Origin of the sequence: Flavobacterium gyeonganense (assembly GCF_029625295.1) — a bacterium.
In the GTDB taxonomy this organism is placed as follows: Bacteria; Bacteroidota; Bacteroidia; order Flavobacteriales; family Flavobacteriaceae; genus Flavobacterium; species Flavobacterium gyeonganense.
Genome location: NZ_CP121112.1, coordinates 3,823,040 through 3,843,123 on the forward strand (window position 1 = coordinate 3,823,040; position 20,084 = coordinate 3,843,123).

General features: G+C 33.0%; 20 protein-coding genes and 2 pseudogenes. 8 read left to right on the top strand and 14 right to left on the bottom strand.

Annotated elements, in window-relative coordinates:
- Position 1: 1 nt before the first annotated feature.
- The 3 genes from P5P89_RS16390 to murQ form a co-directional block, all read right to left on the bottom strand.
- Positions 2-574, bottom strand: coding sequence for a pentapeptide repeat-containing protein (locus P5P89_RS16390; protein ID WP_278009291.1), 573 nt, complete (start codon positions 572-574; stop codon positions 2-4).
- Positions 575-609: 35 nt separating this feature from the next.
- Positions 610-831: a DUF6095 family protein gene (locus P5P89_RS16395; RefSeq protein ID WP_278009292.1), complete on the bottom strand. Its 222-nt coding sequence runs from the start codon at positions 829-831 to the stop codon at positions 610-612.
- A 115-nt stretch (positions 832-946) separates the two neighbouring features.
- Entirely contained in the window at positions 947-1,759 is an 813-nt protein-coding gene (gene murQ, locus P5P89_RS16400; RefSeq protein WP_278009293.1) for an N-acetylmuramic acid 6-phosphate etherase, read from the bottom strand.
- Between the two features lie 181 nt (positions 1,760-1,940).
- Between murQ and P5P89_RS16405 the strand changes: the two genes are divergently transcribed.
- Positions 1,941-3,089, top strand: a complete 1,149-nt coding sequence (locus tag P5P89_RS16405) for a helix-turn-helix domain-containing protein (protein ID WP_278009294.1) — start codon at positions 1,941-1,943, stop codon at positions 3,087-3,089.
- Positions 3,090-3,245: 156 nt separating this feature from the next.
- Entirely contained in the window at positions 3,246-5,630 is a 2,385-nt protein-coding gene (locus tag P5P89_RS16410; protein ID WP_278009295.1) for a TonB-dependent receptor, read from the top strand.
- A 276-nt stretch (positions 5,631-5,906) separates the two neighbouring features.
- On the opposite strand, the gene P5P89_RS16415 is transcribed toward P5P89_RS16410, so the two are convergent.
- Both P5P89_RS16415 and P5P89_RS16420 read right to left on the bottom strand, forming a co-directional pair.
- A complete protein-coding gene (locus P5P89_RS16415; protein ID WP_278009296.1) occupies positions 5,907-6,575 on the bottom strand; it encodes a ZIP family metal transporter in 669 nt (222 codons plus the stop codon).
- A 16-nt stretch (positions 6,576-6,591) separates the two neighbouring features.
- Positions 6,592-7,356 carry a class I SAM-dependent methyltransferase gene (locus tag P5P89_RS16420; protein ID WP_278009297.1) on the bottom strand — a complete coding sequence of 255 codons (765 nt, stop codon included), beginning with the start codon at positions 7,354-7,356 and terminating at the stop codon, positions 6,592-6,594.
- Between the two features lie 131 nt (positions 7,357-7,487).
- Between P5P89_RS16420 and P5P89_RS16425 the strand changes: the two genes are divergently transcribed.
- Positions 7,488-8,645, top strand: a complete 1,158-nt coding sequence (locus tag P5P89_RS16425; protein WP_278009298.1) for a THUMP domain-containing class I SAM-dependent RNA methyltransferase — start codon at positions 7,488-7,490, stop codon at positions 8,643-8,645.
- Positions 8,646-8,796: 151 nt separating this feature from the next.
- Positions 8,797-9,033, top strand: coding sequence for a hypothetical protein (locus tag P5P89_RS16430; RefSeq protein WP_278009299.1), 237 nt, complete (start codon positions 8,797-8,799; stop codon positions 9,031-9,033).
- Between the two features lie 93 nt (positions 9,034-9,126).
- On the opposite strand, the gene P5P89_RS21700 is transcribed toward P5P89_RS16430, so the two are convergent.
- Both P5P89_RS21700 and rlmD read right to left on the bottom strand, forming a co-directional pair.
- Complete coding sequence (locus P5P89_RS21700) at positions 9,127-10,449, bottom strand: DUF6048 family protein (RefSeq protein ID WP_340696486.1); 1,323 nt, start codon at positions 10,447-10,449, stop codon at positions 9,127-9,129.
- Positions 10,450-10,460: 11 nt separating this feature from the next.
- A pseudogene (gene rlmD, locus P5P89_RS16445) lies at positions 10,461-11,872 on the bottom strand (23S rRNA (uracil(1939)-C(5))-methyltransferase RlmD).
- Positions 11,873-12,084: 212 nt separating this feature from the next.
- Between rlmD and P5P89_RS16450 the strand changes: the two are divergent.
- Positions 12,085-13,083, top strand: a complete 999-nt coding sequence (locus P5P89_RS16450) for a sensor histidine kinase (protein WP_278009300.1) — start codon at positions 12,085-12,087, stop codon at positions 13,081-13,083.
- Here the strand turns inward: P5P89_RS16450 and P5P89_RS16455 are convergent, their stop codons facing one another.
- The 5 genes and pseudogenes from P5P89_RS16455 to epsC form a co-directional block, all read right to left on the bottom strand.
- Entirely contained in the window at positions 13,084-13,524 is a 441-nt protein-coding gene (locus P5P89_RS16455; protein ID WP_278009301.1) for a hypothetical protein, read from the bottom strand.
- Between the two features lie 69 nt (positions 13,525-13,593).
- On the bottom strand, positions 13,594-14,010 hold the full coding sequence (locus P5P89_RS16460) for a hypothetical protein (RefSeq protein ID WP_278009302.1): 417 nt from the start codon (positions 14,008-14,010) through the stop codon (positions 13,594-13,596).
- Positions 14,011-14,148: 138 nt separating this feature from the next.
- The gene (locus P5P89_RS16465) at positions 14,149-15,135 is read right to left on the bottom strand and encodes an aldo/keto reductase (protein ID WP_278009303.1); all 987 of its coding nucleotides are present in this window, start codon (positions 15,133-15,135) and stop codon (positions 14,149-14,151) included.
- 110 nt (positions 15,136-15,245) lie between these two features.
- Positions 15,246-16,133, bottom strand: a complete 888-nt coding sequence (gene cysM / locus P5P89_RS16470; protein ID WP_278012030.1) for a cysteine synthase CysM — start codon at positions 16,131-16,133, stop codon at positions 15,246-15,248.
- A 6-nt stretch (positions 16,134-16,139) separates the two neighbouring features.
- A pseudogene (gene epsC / locus P5P89_RS16475) lies at positions 16,140-16,925 on the bottom strand (serine O-acetyltransferase EpsC); the annotation flags it as partial.
- 191 nt (positions 16,926-17,116) lie between these two features.
- On the opposite strand from epsC, the gene P5P89_RS16480 reads away from it, so the two are divergent.
- The gene (locus P5P89_RS16480) at positions 17,117-17,818 is read left to right on the top strand and encodes a DUF1003 domain-containing protein (RefSeq protein ID WP_278009304.1); all 702 of its coding nucleotides are present in this window, start codon (positions 17,117-17,119) and stop codon (positions 17,816-17,818) included.
- An 11-nt stretch (positions 17,819-17,829) separates the two neighbouring features.
- On the opposite strand, the gene P5P89_RS16485 is transcribed toward P5P89_RS16480, so the two are convergent.
- A complete protein-coding gene (locus tag P5P89_RS16485; RefSeq protein WP_278009305.1) occupies positions 17,830-18,114 on the bottom strand; it encodes a DUF2752 domain-containing protein in 285 nt (94 codons plus the stop codon).
- Positions 18,115-18,215: 101 nt separating this feature from the next.
- Between P5P89_RS16485 and P5P89_RS16490 the strand changes: the two genes are divergently transcribed.
- Both P5P89_RS16490 and P5P89_RS16495 read left to right on the top strand, forming a co-directional pair.
- The gene (locus P5P89_RS16490; RefSeq protein WP_278009306.1) at positions 18,216-18,401 is read left to right on the top strand and encodes a hypothetical protein; all 186 of its coding nucleotides are present in this window, start codon (positions 18,216-18,218) and stop codon (positions 18,399-18,401) included.
- Positions 18,391-18,942, top strand: a complete 552-nt coding sequence (locus tag P5P89_RS16495) for a Smr/MutS family protein (protein WP_278009307.1) — start codon at positions 18,391-18,393, stop codon at positions 18,940-18,942. The genes P5P89_RS16490 and P5P89_RS16495 overlap by 11 nt, the downstream gene beginning before the upstream one ends.
- Before the next feature lie 145 nt (positions 18,943-19,087).
- Here P5P89_RS16495 and P5P89_RS16500 read toward each other — a convergent pair whose 3' ends face one another.
- A complete protein-coding gene (locus tag P5P89_RS16500) occupies positions 19,088-20,035 on the bottom strand; it encodes a hypothetical protein (protein ID WP_278009308.1) in 948 nt (315 codons plus the stop codon).
- Between the last annotated feature and the right edge of the window lie 49 nt (positions 20,036-20,084).

Consider the following 20,084-nt stretch of genomic DNA (forward strand, 5'->3'; position numbering starts at 1 on the left):
CTTATACAATTTTAATGTCATATTTATCTAAAAGTCCCACGATTCCCTGAGTAGAAAACTGTGCTTTTTTCATCGGGTTAAATTCGGGATCGATTTTATAATTGTAAGCTGTTCTAAAATCAACTGCAGCCAGTTGGGTTTCATTAAAAATAGCTCCATCCAGATCACAATTATCAAAAACCGAACTGGTTAAATTGGTTCCTATAAAAGTAACTTCCCTTACAGAACAATTGATAAACTTGGTTTTAGGCATTTTTTTATTCGAAAAAATAGCGTAATCTAAAGCCGTTTCTTCAAAATAAACCTGAAATAAAAAGTCATCACATTCGTTAAAGGCAATTCCTAAGAGCTTACAGTTTTTAAAAGTCACATTCTTTAAACCCGTTCCTGCAAGGTTTGTCATCGACAAATTACAGTCGATAAACTCGCAGTCCAAAAAGGTATTGTAAGCAAAATTACTGTTGGAAAAATCACAGTTTTTAAAAACGCAATCCTCAAATTCACGATTATTTATTTTTTTGTCAATATAAATGACTTTTTCAAATGTTTTCTGAATGTGAATTAGGCTTTCCATACTGTGTTTTGGTAATATATATTAAAGGGTAAAGGTTAGTCATTAAACAAACCTTTCATAATAATTTTTAATCCGTAAAAAATTAGAAACATAGCGCTCAGACAAGCGACAATCCCAATTCCTAAAACTAGATAATGCCAGTTGGTATGCTGATTCATAAATGCGTTATAAATCAAAGATGGACCAATAAACATCAACGGAAGTGCGCCAGTTAAATATTTAATTCCTTTTCCTAATAATTGTTTATTTGTTGCCATTTGTTTTTTAGTTTACTTCGTCTGTTCGGCTAAAGCTTCGTGTCAGGTTTAAGGTTTCAGGTTTCGCTCTTTGCGGTAATAAATCCCACGCATCTTACATCTCACAGAAAACTTTTCACTTAGTATAATTGTCAACAGCATTTCTAACACTGCCATATTTTCTTAATAGTTCAGAGGCTTCTTCATACGAAACCGGAATTTCTCCCATTATCATTTTTACTCCACGGTCAACCAGTTTGCTATTACTTAACTGCATATCGACCATTTTGTTGCCCTTTACTTTTCCAAGCTGAATCATCGATGCAGTCGAAATCATGTTTAAAACCAATTTTTGTGCAGTTCCGGCTTTCATTCTCGAACTTCCGGTTACAAATTCAGGTCCTACAACGACTACTACAGGGAATTTTGCTGTTAGTGCTAATGGACTTCCTTCATTACAGGTAATACAGCCGGTTGCAATATTATTTTCGTTACAGGTTTCCAACCCGCCAATAACATACGGGGTTGTTCCTGATGCCGCAATTCCAATCACGATATCGTTTTGATTGATATTGTGTGCCAGTAAATCAATCCAGGCTTGCGTTGCATTGTCTTCGGCATTTTCTACGGCACGACGAATGGCTGTGTCACCACCCGCAATAATTCCGTTTACCAAATCAAAAGGAACTCCAAAAGTTGGAGGACATTCTGAAGCATCTACGACTCCCAAACGTCCCGAAGTTCCGGCTCCGATGTAAAAGATACGTCCGCCCAATTTTAAATTTGAAACAGTCTGTGCAACTAAAGCTTCGATTTGCGGTAATGCTTTTTCGACAGCATCGGGTACAGTTTTGTCTTCCTTATTAATATTAGTAAGCAGTTCGTGAACTGACATTTTCTCTAAATGTTCATACTTTGAAGATTGTTCGGTTGTTTTTGTAAACGTCATTTTTTGTAGAAATAGTTATCCTCCAAAATTAATGTTTTTTATCGCAAATCGGGGGAAAAATTAAAAGCAAAGTGGTAAAGATTTTAATCTTTTTGAATGATTTTGTTTTTAGGTGAAACTGCTTCATAAGTCTTTATTAAAAAACTTAAAATCCTATATTTGTTAAATAATTAAAACAAGAATGGATATAATAAGTTTTTTAACCGGCATGGCCAAAATCTCAGTTTTTGTTTCATTATTGCTGGCATTTTTTTTACTTACTGTAAAAACAAAAAATAAATTAGCAAACAGATTATTTGCTTTCTATTTAATATTTTTTGCCATTGATAACAGTGGTATTTTTATTGATGAAGAATTTATAAAAAGCCATTTTAATTTAGAATTTTTCAGATGGTCCGTTTGTACTTTGATACTGCCTGCTTTTTATCTGTACGTACTATCAGTTTGTTTTGCAGATTTTCGTTTCAAAGCGAAGCATTTATTACATTTAATTCCATTAATAATTACAAATATTGTATTTGTAATGAGGCTCTACTTTTTAAATACAACAGAAAAGCAACTATTTTATGAACAACGGGATCAGTCGCCTGAGATGTACATTTTGTTTCTTATTTTGGGAATACAAACAATAGCATATAGTATAGGAATATTTGTTGTGCTAAAAAAGTATAAGGAAATATATCAGGAAAATTATGCGAATCCCCGGACTTCTATTTTTAAATGGTTGTTTCAAATAGCAAGCGCCCTCTTTGTTTTATATTATCTGTCTATAATTAAAAATATCGTGAGATATGCTGATTTAGATTTTCTATGGATTTGGTCCAATACCATTTTGCAATTTCTGGTTTTAACAGTAACATGCTGGTTTGTATTAAAAGCGCTGAATTATCCGGAGCTTTTTCGGGGTATCGATTCTAAATTACAGTTGGCAAGGGATATTCTACCTAAACAAGACGAAAATATTGTAGAAATAAAAACCAATCATAATGAGCTGATTGCAACTCAAATTGCGACATTAAAAGGCTATATGAAAGAAAAAGAACCTTTTCTTGATCCGTCGCTTACCATTCAGGAACTCTCCAATCAAATTGATATTCCGGTTCGGGATTTATCTGTTTTGATTAATCATCATATGGATCAGCATTTTTTTGATTTTGTAAATGAATATCGTATTCAAAAAGCCATGAATATTTTAAAAGATCCTTTAAAAAGGGATTTGACAATTTTAGAAATTTTATACGAAGTAGGTTTCAATTCAAAATCTTCGTTTAATACCTCTTTCAAAAAATATACAAATTTAACGCCCACGGCTTACAGAAATGCTTTATAATTAGGGTTTTTGTAAAAAGTCGTACGTCAGCATTAATAAAGTCGAACTGATTTCTTAGGCAGAAATTGGTTCGACTTTTTTTGTCGGTCGAATCTGGAAAATTTCTAAGGCAACTTTGCTTCATATTAATTGAACAAGTTGAAAAAATTAGAAATCATGAAAAAAACAAACCTCCTTATCTTTTTAGTATTGCCATTATTTTGTTTAGCACAATCAATAAAATTAAGAGGTAAAATATCCAGTGAAACAACTTTACTGGAATGGGCAGATATTTCAGTATCTGATTCAGAAGGAAAAATAATAGGCAGAACAACAAGTAAACAAGACGGAACTTTCGAAATTGATCTTAAAAAAGGCTCTTATAAAATAGAAGTCAGTCTTTTAGGATTTACAGATTACAAAAATGAAATTATTGTTGAAAAAGATACTGATCTTGGAATAATTATATTAATAGAAAATGCAACAAAATTGGGAGAAGTTATCATTCAGTCCAGAAAAAATACGATTGAACAAAAAATAGACCGCCTGGTTTATAATCCTGAGAATAATACAAACACAGTTGGAGGCGATGCCTTGAGCGCAATAAATACAGCACCGGGTGTTGTGGTACAAAATAATGCTATCAATATATTAGGAAAAGGAACTTCCCGGGTCATGATGGACGGAAGAATGATTGAATTAACTGGTGAGGAACTGAATAATTTACTGAAATCTATTTCTGCGAGTGATATTAAGAACATTGAAATTATTAGTAATCCTTTGTCGAAATATGAAGCGGAAGGAAACGGCGGACTGATTAATATTGTGATGAAAAAAGGCGCTCGTAATTCCTGGAAAAATACAATCACAGCTTCCTATGATCAAAGTAAATACGGAATTTTTTCGCTCAGGGATAATTTCTTTTATAATAAAAATAAATTTCGATTTTCGGCTAGTCTCAATGGGAAAACGGGTTATAAATATATTAATGAAAAACTGGATATGTATTTTACTGAAGGAACTACAAAAATGGATGTAATGACAAAATTAAATGAAGATAACCTTTCCGGAAAAATAGCTTTTGACTATGATTTTTCAGAAAATACAACAATTGGCTTCCAATTTTTAAAGGATAAAAGCAATCCGGATTTTGACTCGGATATTAGGATTGATAAATATAATACTCAAAATGAATTAGAGAGTTATATAATCAACAAGAGTCCTTTAGACAGAAAATCTGGTAATAAGACTTATAATCTGCATTTAATTACAAAATTAGATTCCCAAAATCGAAAATTATCATTTGATATCGATTACTTTAATTATAATTCAAAATTCGACAGAGATTTTACAGCAAATAATTATGCACCAGACGGAACCTTTGTTGGTGTAAATCAGTCAGGACAAAATATTTCGAATCAGGACATTGACAATGTGAGTTTCAAGACTGATATGGAACATCCGCTTCAATTCCTAAACTTATCGTATGGAGCAAAAGTAAGTTTCACAACCAGTAATAGCGATGTTGTTTTCTTTAATACGATTACCGGAACTCCTGAATTAGATACCAACCAGTCCAATCAGTTTAAATATACTGAAAATAATCAGGCAGTTTATATTAGCGGAGACAAAAAAGTGAATGAAAAATGGAATTTTCAACTAGGTTTGCGATTAGAAAATACACAAACAAATGGTTTTTCAAAAACGCTAAATCAGGAAACGGTAAACAATTATTTTAAACTGTTTCCAACATTTTATGCTTCGTATGAGAGGAATGAAAGCAACAATTTTAGTCTGAATTATGGAAGAAGAATCAGAAGACCAGGTTTTTCGCTTTTGAATCCGTTTCGAATTTACATCAGCAGTAATAGCTATTCTGAAGGAAATCCATTTTTGAAACCTTCATTTAGTGACAATTTCGAGTTTGCACATTCTTATAAAAAAATATTGAAAACCAGTGTTTTTTTAAATTCTATTACAGATGGGTATGGCGTAATATTCAATGCAAATCCGGAAACATTGACGCAGGTAATAACGAGAGAAAATTATTTTAAAGGAATTACTTATGGGGTAGGTGAAATCTATTCAGCCCGTTTTGCTGATTGGTGGCAGAGTGAAAATTCAGTGTATTTTTTAGGGTCAGATATTAAATTTGTAAACAATATCAATGCAACACCGGTAAATGGGCTTCAGATTTATTTTTCAACAAATAATACCTTCTCGTTAGGTAAAACAACTACATTACAACTAGATTTCAATTATACAACGCCTTACAAAAGCGGTTTATACGAAACAGGATATACGTCTAGTTTGAATATTGGTTTTAGGCAGGATTTATTAAACAAAGCACTGCAGTTTTCTTTTTTGATAAATGATATTTTCGACACGTCTTATTTAAAAGATGATGTTTCTGTTGTAAATGGTGTAAAGCAGGTCTATAGTCAAAAGGAAAGCAATAGGTTTGCCCGTTTATCTTTAGTTTACAATTTTGGAAATAAAAAGATCAATATAAAGGAACATAATTCTGGTAATGAAGAAGAGAAGAAAAGAACGGGGAATTAAAATTAGAGGAAATTAGTCATTTTTATAATTTTGGGTGTGACCACATTTACAAAAGGCGCTATTTAACAAACCGCTTATGTGCACCTTTTGTAAATGCGGTCGGGCTATCCGCACTACTTCGGTAGTTTGCTGCTATCCCTCACACAAACAACAGTATATAATTAGATAATGTGTCAATTAGGTAATTAGATAAAGTTTTGGAGGCCTTAAAAAATGATTAGATATTATCAGTCAATGTAAATAATTTTATAATTAACAAATTTTCTAATTCACTAATTAAAGAAAGAAAGCCAAAAAGATTCCGAGAACAATCATGGAGACTTTGGCAACATTGAATTTGTGTCCTTCACTGCTTTCGAAAATAATAGTCGATGAAATATGGAATAATATTCCAATTACGATTGCAGTTATTTCGGTGTAATATTCGTTTAAAATGGGTAAAAATTCAGAAGCGACAGTTCCTAGTGGAGTCATGATAGCGAAAGTCAGCATGAAAGCGAAAACAGCTTTTTTGTTTAAATCGGCGTTGATGAAAAATGTTGTTAAAATCACGGCAATCGGCAAATGATGAATTGCAATTCCGATGGCCAAACCATGATGATGGCTTACAGGAAAACCTTCCAGAAATGCATGAATACAAAGACTTATGAAAAGCAGCCACGGAATCTGAGACATTTTTGCATGCCCGTGCACGTGTCCGTGTTCTGCGCCTTTTGAGAAAAACTCAAGAATGATCTGAAATAAAATCCCGACCATAATGAATAAACCAATATTATGATTATGTGCTTCGTAAACTTCAGGTAAAAGATGCATCACGGTTAGCGATAGTAGAAATGATCCGCTAAAAGCAAGTAATAATTTAAGACTGGTTTTGTTTTTTGGTTTTATAAACAAAGCCAATGTATAACCTAAAAGTACAGAAAATAAGGGTAATAAATAGTTCATTTGCTGATTTACCAAATTATTTAAAAATCATGATTAATCTTTCACTTTCGGTTTTATGGAATTTTTTGAGTTTGTAATCGCCAAAAATATCTAAAAGATAAATACCGGCTTCATCCATCAAATCCTGAAAATTCTGCAAGGTGAGTGCTTTTACTTTTTCTGTAAAATGGTATTTTTTGCCCTGATCTTCAAAATCAATTTCCTTAAAAATATGTCCGTCTTCTACATATCTTTTGATGTTGAAATCAATTCCATCAACCGTTTTTACTTCTTCGGGAACCAAAGTTTCAATAACCTGATTTACGTTCATAAAATCAATTACGGCAAAACCATATTCAGATAAACTTTCTTTGATTGCTTTTAAAGTGGTTAGATTATCATCGTCATTTTCGAAATAACCAAAACTAGTAAACAGATTGAAAATGGCGTCAAATTTTTCCTCAAATGGTTCACGCATATCGTGAACTTTAAAATGCAGGGTTTCATTGCTGTTTTTACTGGCTTCGGCAATGCTATTTTCAGATAAATCAGCGCCTAAAACAGTAAAACCTAGTTGGTTTAAATAAATAGAATGACGTCCTTTTCCACATGCTAAATCCAATACTTTTGCTTTTTCGGGCAAGTTTAGATAATGGGTAAGGTTGTCCATAAAAATCTGAGCTTCTCTATAATTTCTGTCTTTATACAAAATATGATAATACGGAGTATCAAACCATGATGTAAACCAATTTTCGGTGTTACGGTCCTGATTAGGTGTTGATGGGTTAGGCGCTTCAGACATTTATTCTAATTCAATTAATTCAAAGTCCGGCAAATTTAGTGTATTTTTGCCGAAAAATAACTATTTCGTGACTATACCTGAATAATCAGATATGCGTATTCGATCGGAGTTTTTTTTAAACAAAAATAAAGATGGAAGAAAATTTTAGAATGATTGCCAAATGTTTTTTTGGTTTTGAAGAAATATTAGAAAAAGAATTGCGTGATCTTGGTGCCCAGGAAATTGAAAAAGGGGTAAGGATGGTAAGTTTTAAGGGTGATAAAGGCTTTATGTACAAAGCCAATTTGTCACTCAGAACAGCCCTTAAGGTTTTAAAGCCAATTTATTCATTCAGAGCTAATAATGAGCAGGCATTGTACAAAGGAATTTCTGGTGTAAACTGGTCGAAATTACTGAATGCCAATCAGACTTTTGTAATTGATGCTACGGTTCATTCTACTTATTTTAACCATTCTGAGTTTGTTTCTCAAAAATGTAAAGATGCCATTGTAGATCAGTTTAGGGAAAGAACAGGACAGCGTCCAAGTATTGATAAACAGCATCCTGATTTACGAATTAATGTTCATATTGATAAAGATCAGGTTTCGGTAGCTTTGGATACTTCAGGAAATTCACTCCATCAGCGTGGCTACAGAACAGCTACTAATATTGCGCCTATTAATGAAGTTTTGGCTGCAGGAATTCTTTTGTTGTCAGGCTGGGATGGTCAAAGTCACTTTTTAGATCCAATGTGCGGTTCTGGAACCTTTTTGGCTGAAGCTGCAATGATTGCCTGCAATATTCCGGCTAACATCAACAGAAAAGAATTTGCTTTTGAAAAATGGAAAGACTGGGACAATGAATTGTTTGATAAAATTGTCGATAGTCTGATGAAAAAAACAAGAGAATTTCATTATACAATTCAAGGTTTTGATAAAGCACCAAGTGCAGTGAACAAGGCCAAAGACAATATCAGAAATGCAAATCTTGAAGATTATGTAACGATTTCTGAAGACAACTTTTTTGATACTGAAAAAGCAGTTGAAGGAAAACTGCATATTGTATTCAATCCGCCTTATGATGAGCGTCTGGATATTCATATGGAAAGATTTTATGCTAATATCGGCGATACTTTAAAGAAAAATTATCCGGGTACAAATGCCTGGTTTATTACAGCAAATCTTGAAGCCTTGAAATTTGTTGGATTAAAGCCTTCAAGAAAAATCAAGCTCTTTAATGGAAGTCTTGAAGCCCGTCTGGTCAAATACGAAATGTACGAAGGAAGTAAGAGAACTAAATTTCAAGTGTAAAGGTTCTAAGGTACTAAGACACTAATTTTCTAGTGACTGAGTATTTATCAATAAGATTAAAAAAGAAAATTAAATTTAAGATTTTGAATTTTAGGTTGTTTAAAAAAAACTTAGAACATTACTATCTCAGAATCTTAGCAACTTTAAAAAAATGACAAAATTACAAGTACGAGCTTTTTTGTATCAATTAGGATGCTTCGCAATTTTATTTATTCTTGGAAGATTTATAATTGCAGAATATTCAGGATTAACTGGAATATGGATTCCGATGACTGCTTTTATTGTTGCTACTTTGATAGCTCCTCAGTTTAAAGCATTAAAGACGAAAGATGGTGAAAAGCTTTTCATGAAATGGATTTTCATAAAAGGAATTAGGGAAATTGGATAGATAGTTATCGAATTCTAAGTAAATTAAAGCCATTGATTCTGAATGTTATTTGATTCACAATCAATGGCTTTTTTAACAAAATAGCATAAAAAATTATTTTTTAGAAGCTTTTTTTTCTGCTCCAGGAATTGTTACCTGCTTTTTATAAAGAGGAATAAAATAGGAAACAGTATAATTAAATCCAACTCCGAAACTTCCATCATAAGTTCTGTTAAATCCAGGAATATAAAGGTTTTCAAAATCCTCAGGTTCTTTGTTGGCTAAGAGCAATTTTAACTGGACCCCGAATCCTACAAAAAGGTTATTAAAAACCTTAGCTTTCATTCCAACAGCAACTTCGGCCCATGCAGCTGTTAAACCAGTATATTTTTTAGCATCAGTAATCACTGGAGTTTCTCCCCAATATTTATCAGGACTATAAATTTTGTAGCTGTTGAGTTCCTGGCTAAATGTACTAAAACCACCTCGTAAACCTACTGATATAAGATTTTCCATATCCAGCCAGTTATTATACAAGTTGTAGTCAAAACCTCCTTTTATGTAAGTTCCTGTTGCTGTTGAATTTAATCGGTCATCATCAGTTGTTTTATCTTCTATACCGAGTTCGGCGGCTATGTAATATTTTTTAGTAAGGCGAAAATCACCCACAAACTCGACTCCTTTATAGTCTTTGTCGTAAAAACCTCTGGTAAGTTTATACAAATCAACACCTACCCGTAAACCGTAGCGGTCTTTTTTTACAGGAACACTGTCTGTTGTGGTTTCTGCAACAACCTGAACTTTATTAGGTTTTGGTTTTGTCGCGCTTATTTCTTTTTTAATTGTATCATTAGCTATTTCCTGAGCCTGCCCAAGAAATACTACTGTGAAGAATAAGCAAATACTAAAAAATATTTTGACATGTGTTTCATTTTCTAATTCGACATTAGGATTAAATAAACTAATGTTACTTATCCAGTAGTTACTTGCATCTTCATTTCCTGCACGTTGAATTGAAGTTAAAGTGTATATGGTTTTAAAACCGCATGCTCTTGAGACATATACATTTTTTCGTGAATAGTTAAATGTTAGCATATCTGTATTGCTTAAACCAGGATTTGCGGTGCTGAAATTAGATATAAAACTATAAGTGACAGCATCTTTTGTAGGGTCTAATGGAATTAAAACCTGATTCGCACTAGTGGTGTATTTTATATCATCAGTTGTAGCGGTTTCGTTAAAAACAATTCCATTTTCTACATTGTCTCCCTGTACTTTCAGGCGAGTTACATTTTTTACAACTGCTGGTCGGTCGGCATAGAAAAAAGAAATCAACATTCTTGGTGTTGTGGGGGTATTTGCATCACAAATATCATCTTTTTCACAACTGGATAATCCAAATGTTAAGACCAATAAAAAATACAGTATTTTTTTCATTTATAATTGTGTTATCGAAGTTCTAAAAGTACAACATTTTCGACATGATGTGTCTGCGGAAACATGTCTACCGGACGAACGCGTGTTACTTTGTATTTTTCATCCATTAAAGCCAGATCCCTTGCCTGAGTTGCAGAGTTACAGCTTACATACACTACTTTCTTAGGAGCAATCTTTAAAATTTGTTCAATAACATCCTTATGCATTCCGTCTCTAGGCGGATCTGTAATAATTACATCAGGTTTGCCATGCTGGGCGATAAAGGCTTCATTAAATACAACTTTCATGTCACCAACAAAAAACTCACAATTCGTAATATTATTGCGCTCAGCATTTGCCTTAGCATCTAAAATTGCTTCAGGAACACTTTCTACACCAATTACTTTTTTTGCTTTTCTGGATACAAATTGTGCAATAGTCCCAGTTCCGGTGTATAAATCATAAACAGTTTCGTTGCCTGAAAGTCCTGCAAAATCCCTGGTTATTTTGTATAATTCGTAGGCCTGATCTGAATTGGTCTGGTAAAATGATTTAGCATTAATACTAAACTTTAATCCTTCCATTTCTTCCAGAATATAATCTCTTCCTTTGTAAAGCTTTATATCCTGATCGTAAATAGTATCATTTTGTTTTGAATTGACCACGTATTGCAAAGAAGTAATTTGTGGAAATTTTTCGTAGAGATGATCCAGAATTAATTCACGACCAGCTTCGTCATTTTCGAAAAACTGTATCAAAACCATGATTTCACCTGTCGAAGCAGTACGAATCATAAAAGTTCTCAATAAACCTGAATGTTCTCTTGGATTAAAGAATGTTAAATTATTTTCGTTTGCAAATGCTCTGATTTCATTGCGAATTGCATTTGAAGGGTCTTCCTGTAAATGACATTTTGTAATATCCAGAATTTTGTCCCACATTTTAGGAATATGAAAACCTAAAGCATTTCTATTTCCTAAATCTTCAGTACTTTCTATCTCTTTTTCGGTTAGCCAGCGGCTGTTCGAAAAAGAAAATTCCATTTTATTTCTATAGAAAAACTGTTTCTCAGAACCTAAAATATCTTCAAATTCAGGTAAGTCAATTTTTCCTATCCTTTGGAGATGGTTTTTTACTTCATTTTGTTTATAATACAGCTGTTGGCCGTATTTCATATTTTGCCACTTACATCCGCCGCAAACACCAAAATGTTCGCAAATCGGATCTACACGGTGTTCTGATAATTCATGAAATTTAACAGCTTTTCCCTCGTAATAAGCTTTTCTTTTTTAAAAGTTTGCACATCAACCACATCGCCCGGAACTACATTCGGTATGAAGATTACTTTTCCGTCTGGTGCTTTTGCAACTGATACGCCTTTTGCGCCTGCATCAAGAACTTGTATTTGATGAAAGACGACTTTATCTGTATTTTTTCTTCCCATAGCGCAAAAATAAGGGTTTGTAAACTTTTATAAATTTAATTTTTAAAATATTTTATCAAATTCTATAATTTGCATCTCTAAATCAGCTTTTAAAGCTAACTTTGTTGCATCAAATGCTTCGATAGCCCCAATTTAAGTCTAAGTAATTGTTATTTCGTATGAAGTTGTATCATAATCTTTCGAAAATTAGCTTTTTAAAAAAAAGTTATGCATTGAAATTTCTGTTTGTTGCTTTTATAGGTATTCATATTCCTTTAATCGGAATTTTGTTTTTTGCTTTATATTTCGACACAGTGATTCCGGCGACATCGGTTTTAATTTTTTCATTAATTATGACCTTGCTTGCAACTGGAATTACCCTACTGGTTTTAAACCAGCTGATTAAACCAATTGCTGTAGCTTCAAAATCATTGGATGACTACAGAAATCAAAGAAAATTATCGGTTTTGCCTACAGAATATACTGATGAAGCCGGTCTGTTAATGAGTAATATTCAGGAATCTATATTTGAAGCCGAAAGTTTTATAAATGAAAAACAGGATTTGATTTATATGCTTTCACATGACTTGAAAAACTTTGCAGGAAATCCTCAGGGACTTGCGAAACTCATTATAGAAGAAAAACCATCTGAGGCAATAAAGGATTTGGCCGAGTTGATTTGTGAATCAACAAATCTGCAATTCAGATATATAGAAAATTTCATCAAATTACTGGCGGAACAGGATCAGGTTCCTAAAATAAATCCGGAGCTAAAAAAAATATCTTTTCCAGATGTATTGGATTTTGTCAACGAACAGGTAGAACAGCGTCTTATAGATAAGAATATTAGTCTAAATGTGAGTGTTGAAACTGAAGAAACTAAGCTTAAAATTGATGAGGGATTATTAATTCAGGTTTTAGTAAATTTGATTAGCAATGCGGTTAAGTTCTCTTATTTTGACAGCGAAATTAAATTAAGAATATTTACTGAACGTAGTTCCCTGATTATAACGGTTTCTGATAATGGAATAGGTTTCAGTCAGCATCAGATTGAAGAGCTATTCAAGAAATTTACAAAAATGAGCCGACTTGGAACCGCCAATGAATCTTCAACAGGGATTGGTTTATACTTATGTAAAAAAATCATCGAAAGAAATAAGGGGAAATTAACAGCTTCCAGTGAAGGAACAAACAAAGGTGCCGAGTTTAAAATTGTATTTGAAAATTGTTGATTATTTTTTTTTGATTAATTCATAATTGATAATTGTAAAAAAATAGAAACACAAATCAGCAGAAATTTTTCCGAAAATAATTCCGAAGAAATAATTCCCGAAAAGTATCGGCATCCAGTACATACAAAAAGGACGAATTATTAAAAAGTCCAAAAAAGCGGGGTATCCAAACTCTAAAATTAAATTTTTTAAAAGTTTAAGATTTTCCGAAGGAGAAGTTTTTTTTCCTAAAACTGTATTTTGATTTACTAATTTTTTATAAGAAGAAAATAAAATCACACTGTAAAAAGCCAGATATTCAGCAAACGTAATCAAATAAGCTGTTGTTAAACCGCTATAGACTTTACTAAAAAGCGAGGTAGTAAGTGCGGCAGTTGTACTTGCCAATTCAGCGTATTTGTAACGATTGAACCACTCTTTAAAATTTGATTTTTTAAGCATTTTAATATCCTTATGTAAAAATCGAAGGTAGGAAAACTAAATTTGAACTTTTTACTTAATCTTAAAATATTAAAATGTAGTTTTTGCTGCTGAAGGGTTTTTATAGCTTAATTTTGGTTTTCCATCCAAACATTCTACTCCGGCAGGTCTTATCGTAATGCTACAATCAGATATAATGCCCCATTTTGTATTGTAATTGCTTTGTGCTTTAGTGTATTCTTTTATTTTTGCTAAAAAAGCATCAATATCAATTTTTTTAGAATATACAATATAGCCAGCATGGCCGCCGCAAGCTTTAGAGCCAATTGGGGCAAAATCCCATTCTTGAGAATTTGTACAAGGCTGAGAGTTGGATAAAGAAAGAGAAACAATCTCATTGTACATTGCTTCTAATTTTTGGGTATCTTCTTTTTGGATTTCTTCTTCACTACTGCAGGAAGCAGTTACAAAGCAAACAATAAATACAATAATGCTTAATTTTTTCATGGTTAATGATTTTAGAGTAGTTTATTGATAAGATGCTCTGATTATAAAAGGGTTGCGCATTCATGAAAAAGTTTCTAAGATTCTTCTTCAAAATCTTAGAAACTTATGTGTTATAATGTCACAGTTTTTTTAAAAGAGTTACCACAACTGATGCACAGAAGGTTTTATATATTCGTCATAAACTTTATTCATTGCTTCAATTTTTTCTGAGGATAATTTAGGCAAATCATAAACAGATAAATTGGATAATACATGACTTTCGTTAGAAGCTCCCGGAATAATACAGCTTATGTCTTCAAAACTCAAAATCCATTGTAAAGCATATGGTGCCAAATTTGAAGTATCAGGAAATAATTCTTTTAATTTCTCAACAGCTTTCAGACCTAATTCATAATCAATACCGGAGAAAGTTTCTCCTTTGTCAAAAGCATCTCCGTTTCTGTTGAAATTTCGATGATCTTGTGGTTCGAAAGTTGTTTTTGTATCAAATTTACCGGTTAAAAGCCCACTTGCCAGAGGAACTCTCGCAATGATGCCGATATCTTTTTTTCTTGCTTCAGAAAAGAATAATTGTGAAGGTCGCTGACGAAATAAATTAAAAATAATCTGTACTGTGGTAACGTTCGAATATTCGATTGCTTTCAAGGCTTCTTCTACTTTTTCAACGCTAACACCAAGATTTAAAATTTTCCCCTGCTCTTTAAGACGATCAAATAGTTCAAAAATTTCAGGACGATAGAAAACCTCAGTAGGAGGGCAGTGTAACTGAATTAAATCTATTGTTTCTAATCCTAATCTTTGTAAGCTGTCTTCAACGTATTTTTGAAGCACTTTTGGCTGATATCCCTCGCTTACATGCGGATTAATATGACGCCCGCATTTTGTAGCCACGTAAATACGCTCAGATCTCGAACGTATAACCCTTCCTACAGCAGTTTCACTTAAACCATTTTCATAAACATCTGCTGTATCAATAAAGTTAACACCATTATCAATTGCTGTATTCAAAAGTTCGTCTGCAGTTTTGTTGTCAAAAGCTGATCCCCATTTTCCTCCAACCTGCCAGGTGCCAAGTGAGATTTCGGATATATTAAAATTGGTTTTACCTAATTTGCGATAGTTCATTTTGTGTATTTTAAGGTTCTAAATTTGCCAAGATGCTGAAGTGCTAAGATTTATAAGCTCAATAAAAAAACTTAGATTCTTAGTCGCTCAGAACCTTAGATACTTTGTTTTTAATCAAATAAATCAGAAGATAAATAACGATCACCGCGATCGCAGATAATGGCTACTATAACACCAGATTCTAATTGTTCTGCAATTTTAAGGGCTACTGCTACAGAGCCTCCACTACTCATTCCGGCAAAAACACCTTCTTCTAATGCTAATCTTTTCGTCATTTTTCTTGCTTCTTCTTCACTTACATCTACAACAGTATCTACTTTCGAAGCGTCAAAAATCTTCGGTAAATATTCCTGTGGCCATTTGCGTATTCCCGGAATTTGTGATCCGTCGCTAGGCTGCGCACCAATAATCTGTACATTTGGATTTTTTTCTTTCAGATAAGATGAAGTCCCAATGATAGTTCCTGTTGTTCCCATAGCCGATACAAAATGCGTTACACTTCCTTCAGTATCCTCCCATATTTCAGGACCGGTAGTTTTATAATGTGCTTTCCAGTTGTCGTCATTTGCAAACTGATTTAGCATTACATAACCGCCTTCGGCTACTTTTTTATCAGCATAGTCACGTGAACCGATTATTCCTTCATTGGCAGGTGTTAAAATAACGGTTGCACCATAAGCGCGCATGGTTTGTGTTCTTTCTTTTGTAGAGTCTTCGGGAAGAACCAATTCTATTTCAACCTGAAATAACTGAGCAATCATTGCCAGTGCAATTCCGGTATTTCCGCTTGTTGCTTCAATTAATTTATCTCCTTTTTTGATATCACCTCTTTCCAAAGCTGATGCAATCATGTTGTAAGCAGCTCTGTCTTTTACACTTCCACCCGGATTGTTTCCTTCGAGTTTTAATAAAAGTTTTACGTTTTTATTTTTGACCAGATTAACAGTTTCCATCAATGGGGTATTGCCAATCAGGCTGATTAATTTCTGTGGTTTCATTCTATTTTTTTCTTTTATTTTAACTTCGGTTGTAGTAGTATTCAGCACTATAGAATCTGCCGGGATAGATTTTGTAACCCAGGCATTTCCTCCCACAATACTATTTCTGCCAATAACGGTTTCGCCGCCTAAAATGGTAGCATTTGCATAAATACAAACATTTTTTTCGACAGTTGGATGACGTTTCGCATTTTTCATATCCTTGCTTACACTTAATGCGCCTAAAGTAACACCCTGATAAATTTTTACGTATTTTTCGATTACGGTTGTTTCTCCAATAACAATTCCGGTAGCGTGATCTATAAAAAAAGGTGAAGCAATATTGGCACCTGCATGTATGTCTGTTCCTGTTATGCGGTGGGCGTATTCGCTCATCAGTCTTGAAAATAATAATAAATCGAGTTTGTATAATTCATGGCTTAACCTGTAAATAGCAATCGCGTAAAACCCCGGATAGCCTAAATAGACTTCGTCGATACTGTTTGAGGCAGGATCATTTTCTAAAATATATTCGGCATCCTGATTTAGTTTTTCTAAAACATTTGGTAGTTTTTCCAGAAAAAGATCCCACATCGAGCCGCATAATTTTTCGGGCTTTTTGCAGGCTAAAACAGCGATTTCTTTGAAGCGGAATTCAAGTTCGTCAATACTTTCATCTAAAGCTGCATTTGAATCAAACAGGGTATAAAAAAGCTTTTCGGTAAACGCTTCGGTTTTAGTTTTAATGCCGTAATTTATGTTTGAATGGCTTTTTAAAGCTTTGATATTTTGTATGATAAGATCTTTTGACACAATTGTAAAATTGAATGGATAATTTGAAACGTTAAAAGTAAGGCGTTTTTTGTAAATAAAAGCACGAATTCACTAAAGAAATTTTCTATTGATCATTCTATTTGTGATAAATAAAAGAAATTTTAAGGGCTGAAATTTATAAGATTGTTAAGAAGTTAAATGCGTAAATTAGCGAGTAAAACATAGTAAAAATGAAAAATGATTCTACTTTTAAAAGTGCTATTTCTAATCTTTCATTTCCTGTTACCCAGAAAGTTTCAGGTAAATCAATACATGACCCTGTCTTAGGTCTTATTGTTAAAGATCATCCTTCGTTTTGTGATAGTGATTTTATCTCTTTTCAGGAATTAAACAAGTATCGGCAGAAATATATTTCGGATTATTTAAGTAATGAAATAGGGGCGCTTTCCAATCTTGAAAAAAGTGTTATTTCTTCTTTAAATGAAGATAAATCCATTGTGAATATTGTAGAAGATGAAGATGAAACAAGAAGCTTTGGTCAAAAAATAGCAGATAAGGTAGCAGACTTTGGCGGAAGCTGGACATTTATTATTTCTTTTTTGCTTTTCATTGTCATTTGGATTAGTTCTAATGTTTATATTTTAATGAATAAAGGCTTCGATCCCTACCCATTTATTTTGCTGAATTTAATTTTGTCATGCATTGCAGCTTTGCAGGCGCCGGTAATTATGATGAGCCAGAATCGTCAGGAAGAAAAAGACCGCACGCGGGCCAAAAAAGATTATATGATTAACCTTAAATCAGAACTTGAAATCAGAATGATTCATGATAAAATTGATCATTTGATAATGCATCAGCAACAGGAATTAATCGAAATTCAGAAAGTTCAAATTGAGATGATGAATGATATTTTGAATCAAATTAAAAAGTAATTGCAGAAAAATTAAAGATAAAAATGTTTGTAGTAATATCCGGCAATCATAAACATGCCATTTGTAATTCCGGAAATCCAAAGTAACTTGTTGTAATTTTTGGCTTTGTTTAAAAAATGTAAAGCTACAAAACTTAAAAAAATAAGCGTTGTGTAGATTGCCGGATACATCTTAAATGCTGCTAAAAAGTCACCCCGAAAAAGTAAGAATAGGGCACGTTGAAATCCACAGCCCAAACATTCGATTCCTAACAGGGTTTTGCTAAAACAAGGCAGCATATATTTTTCTAAATCCAAAGTTTTATTTTTTACAACTTTACAAAAATATCAAATAAGATTTAAATAGGATAGAAGTGCTATTTTAAAGTTTCTTATTTTTGAAGTCTTATATTAAAAATATGAAAACTTTTAAAATTCTAATAATGGCTCTTGCAATTTCGGTTGCATTATATCAGCAGGTTTCTGAAGATAAAAATATCTATGTAACAGTAATTGCAATTGCAGTTTTTATGTTTGGCATGATGCAGCTAAGTGCAAAAACACCAAGTAAAAATCAAGAAAAAGAACAAGAGGATGCTGACTAAAGGAGAGAAGGTTTCTGTGCTGGACGAAGCCATTAACGGAACAGTAGTTTCAGTTAAAAATAATGAAGTTTTGATTGAAACAGAAGATGGATTTATGATGACTTTTTTTGTCAATGAGTTGATTAAAATTCAGGATTCCAGTAACTTAATGAAATCAATTAAAAGAATTGATTTAGATTCTGTTGCAAAACAAAAAGAAGAACCAAAACCACGAAGTTTTGTGAAAGAAAAGAAAGATAAACGTGAGATTTCGGCTCCGGAATTTGACTTGCATATAGAAAAATTAGTACCAAATAAACGCGGGATGTCTAATTATGATATACTTACTTTGCAAACCGAAACAGCAAGAAGGCATATTGAATTTGCAATTAAAAACCGTATCCCCAAGATTGTTTTTATCCACGGCGTTGGAGAAGGAATACTAAAAGCCGAGCTTGATTTTTTACTAGGTAGGTATGATGGAGTAGATTTTCAGGATGCAAACTATCAGAAGTATGGTCTTGGTGCAACTGAGGTTTACTTTAGGCAAAACAATAAATAGTTTTTTTTGAGACTAGAACAGCTTGCTAAGTGCATAAAAAAAACATCCCTTTCATTCTAATTGTCTTTCAGAATTAGTTTAGAAAAGGATGTTTTTTGTAAGAATTAAATAAAAAAATATTCTTTGATTTGGTTTCAAATAATCTTTATTGTGTGGTAATTTCGCCAAAAATAAAACTGCTTGGCAGTTTGAATTTCAAGCCTCCGCTATTGCTGAGCTCGATGTTTTTTAATGTAATTACATGGATGTATTGTGTGCCACTTTTTGTGGTTACAACTTCTATAGTACCATTAACAGAAGCATTCCAGGTCTCGTCTATTTCTGGTGTAGCAGGTCTTGGTGTTTTACAAAAATAATCAGCCGTTATACTGGCGTTTTTATAAGTATTGAAAACAATTTTGTTCTGAGTCGCTGTTATGGTGCTTTTTCTAGGTTCTAAAGTTTCGGTGTTTTGAATTAATTCAGGATCTAAAGCGTCAATAATCATTGAACTTTCAGCGTTATAATTATAGAGTTGTGTTTGGTTGCATTGGCCGGCTTTATTAGCTGTGAATGAAACTGTTGGAGAGGTATAAGTTGTTGTCTTCAGGGTGCCAAAAGGAAATGACCTCGGATCAACTTGTACTCCTCCAACTATCTCATAGCTAATATTGTTCATGTATATTAAATGATTAAAACCGATAATTTTTGTACTTCCGTCAGCGGCTGGTTCAGGTATATCCGGAGTGGTTGTAATGGTTATTGTTCCGCCCTTAGCTTTAGAATCTCGTATGATGTTTGGTGAAGAGGGTCTTATGGCGTCACAAATATTAGCACTACTAATAACGCCGTCAAAAGTTCTGTAAACAAGCTGGGAAAGTCCATTTTCAGTGATAGAGATTGTTTTTTCTCCTACTACATTGTCAAGTGTGTTTTCTTCCAATTGTAATATAAAAGCTTCTTGTGGTTTTAATTTATAAATCAGTTCATTAGTTTCTGTATCACAACTTTTAGGGGTTACTTCATCAAAATTAATTATTTCAGGGGTTAAATCTCCGTCATCGCAACCGTTAAGCATAATAGCGAAAAGTAACAGGCAGGCATATTTTTTCATCTTAATTTTATTTGGTTCAAAAATAGTGAAAAATTTCGCAAATGATATT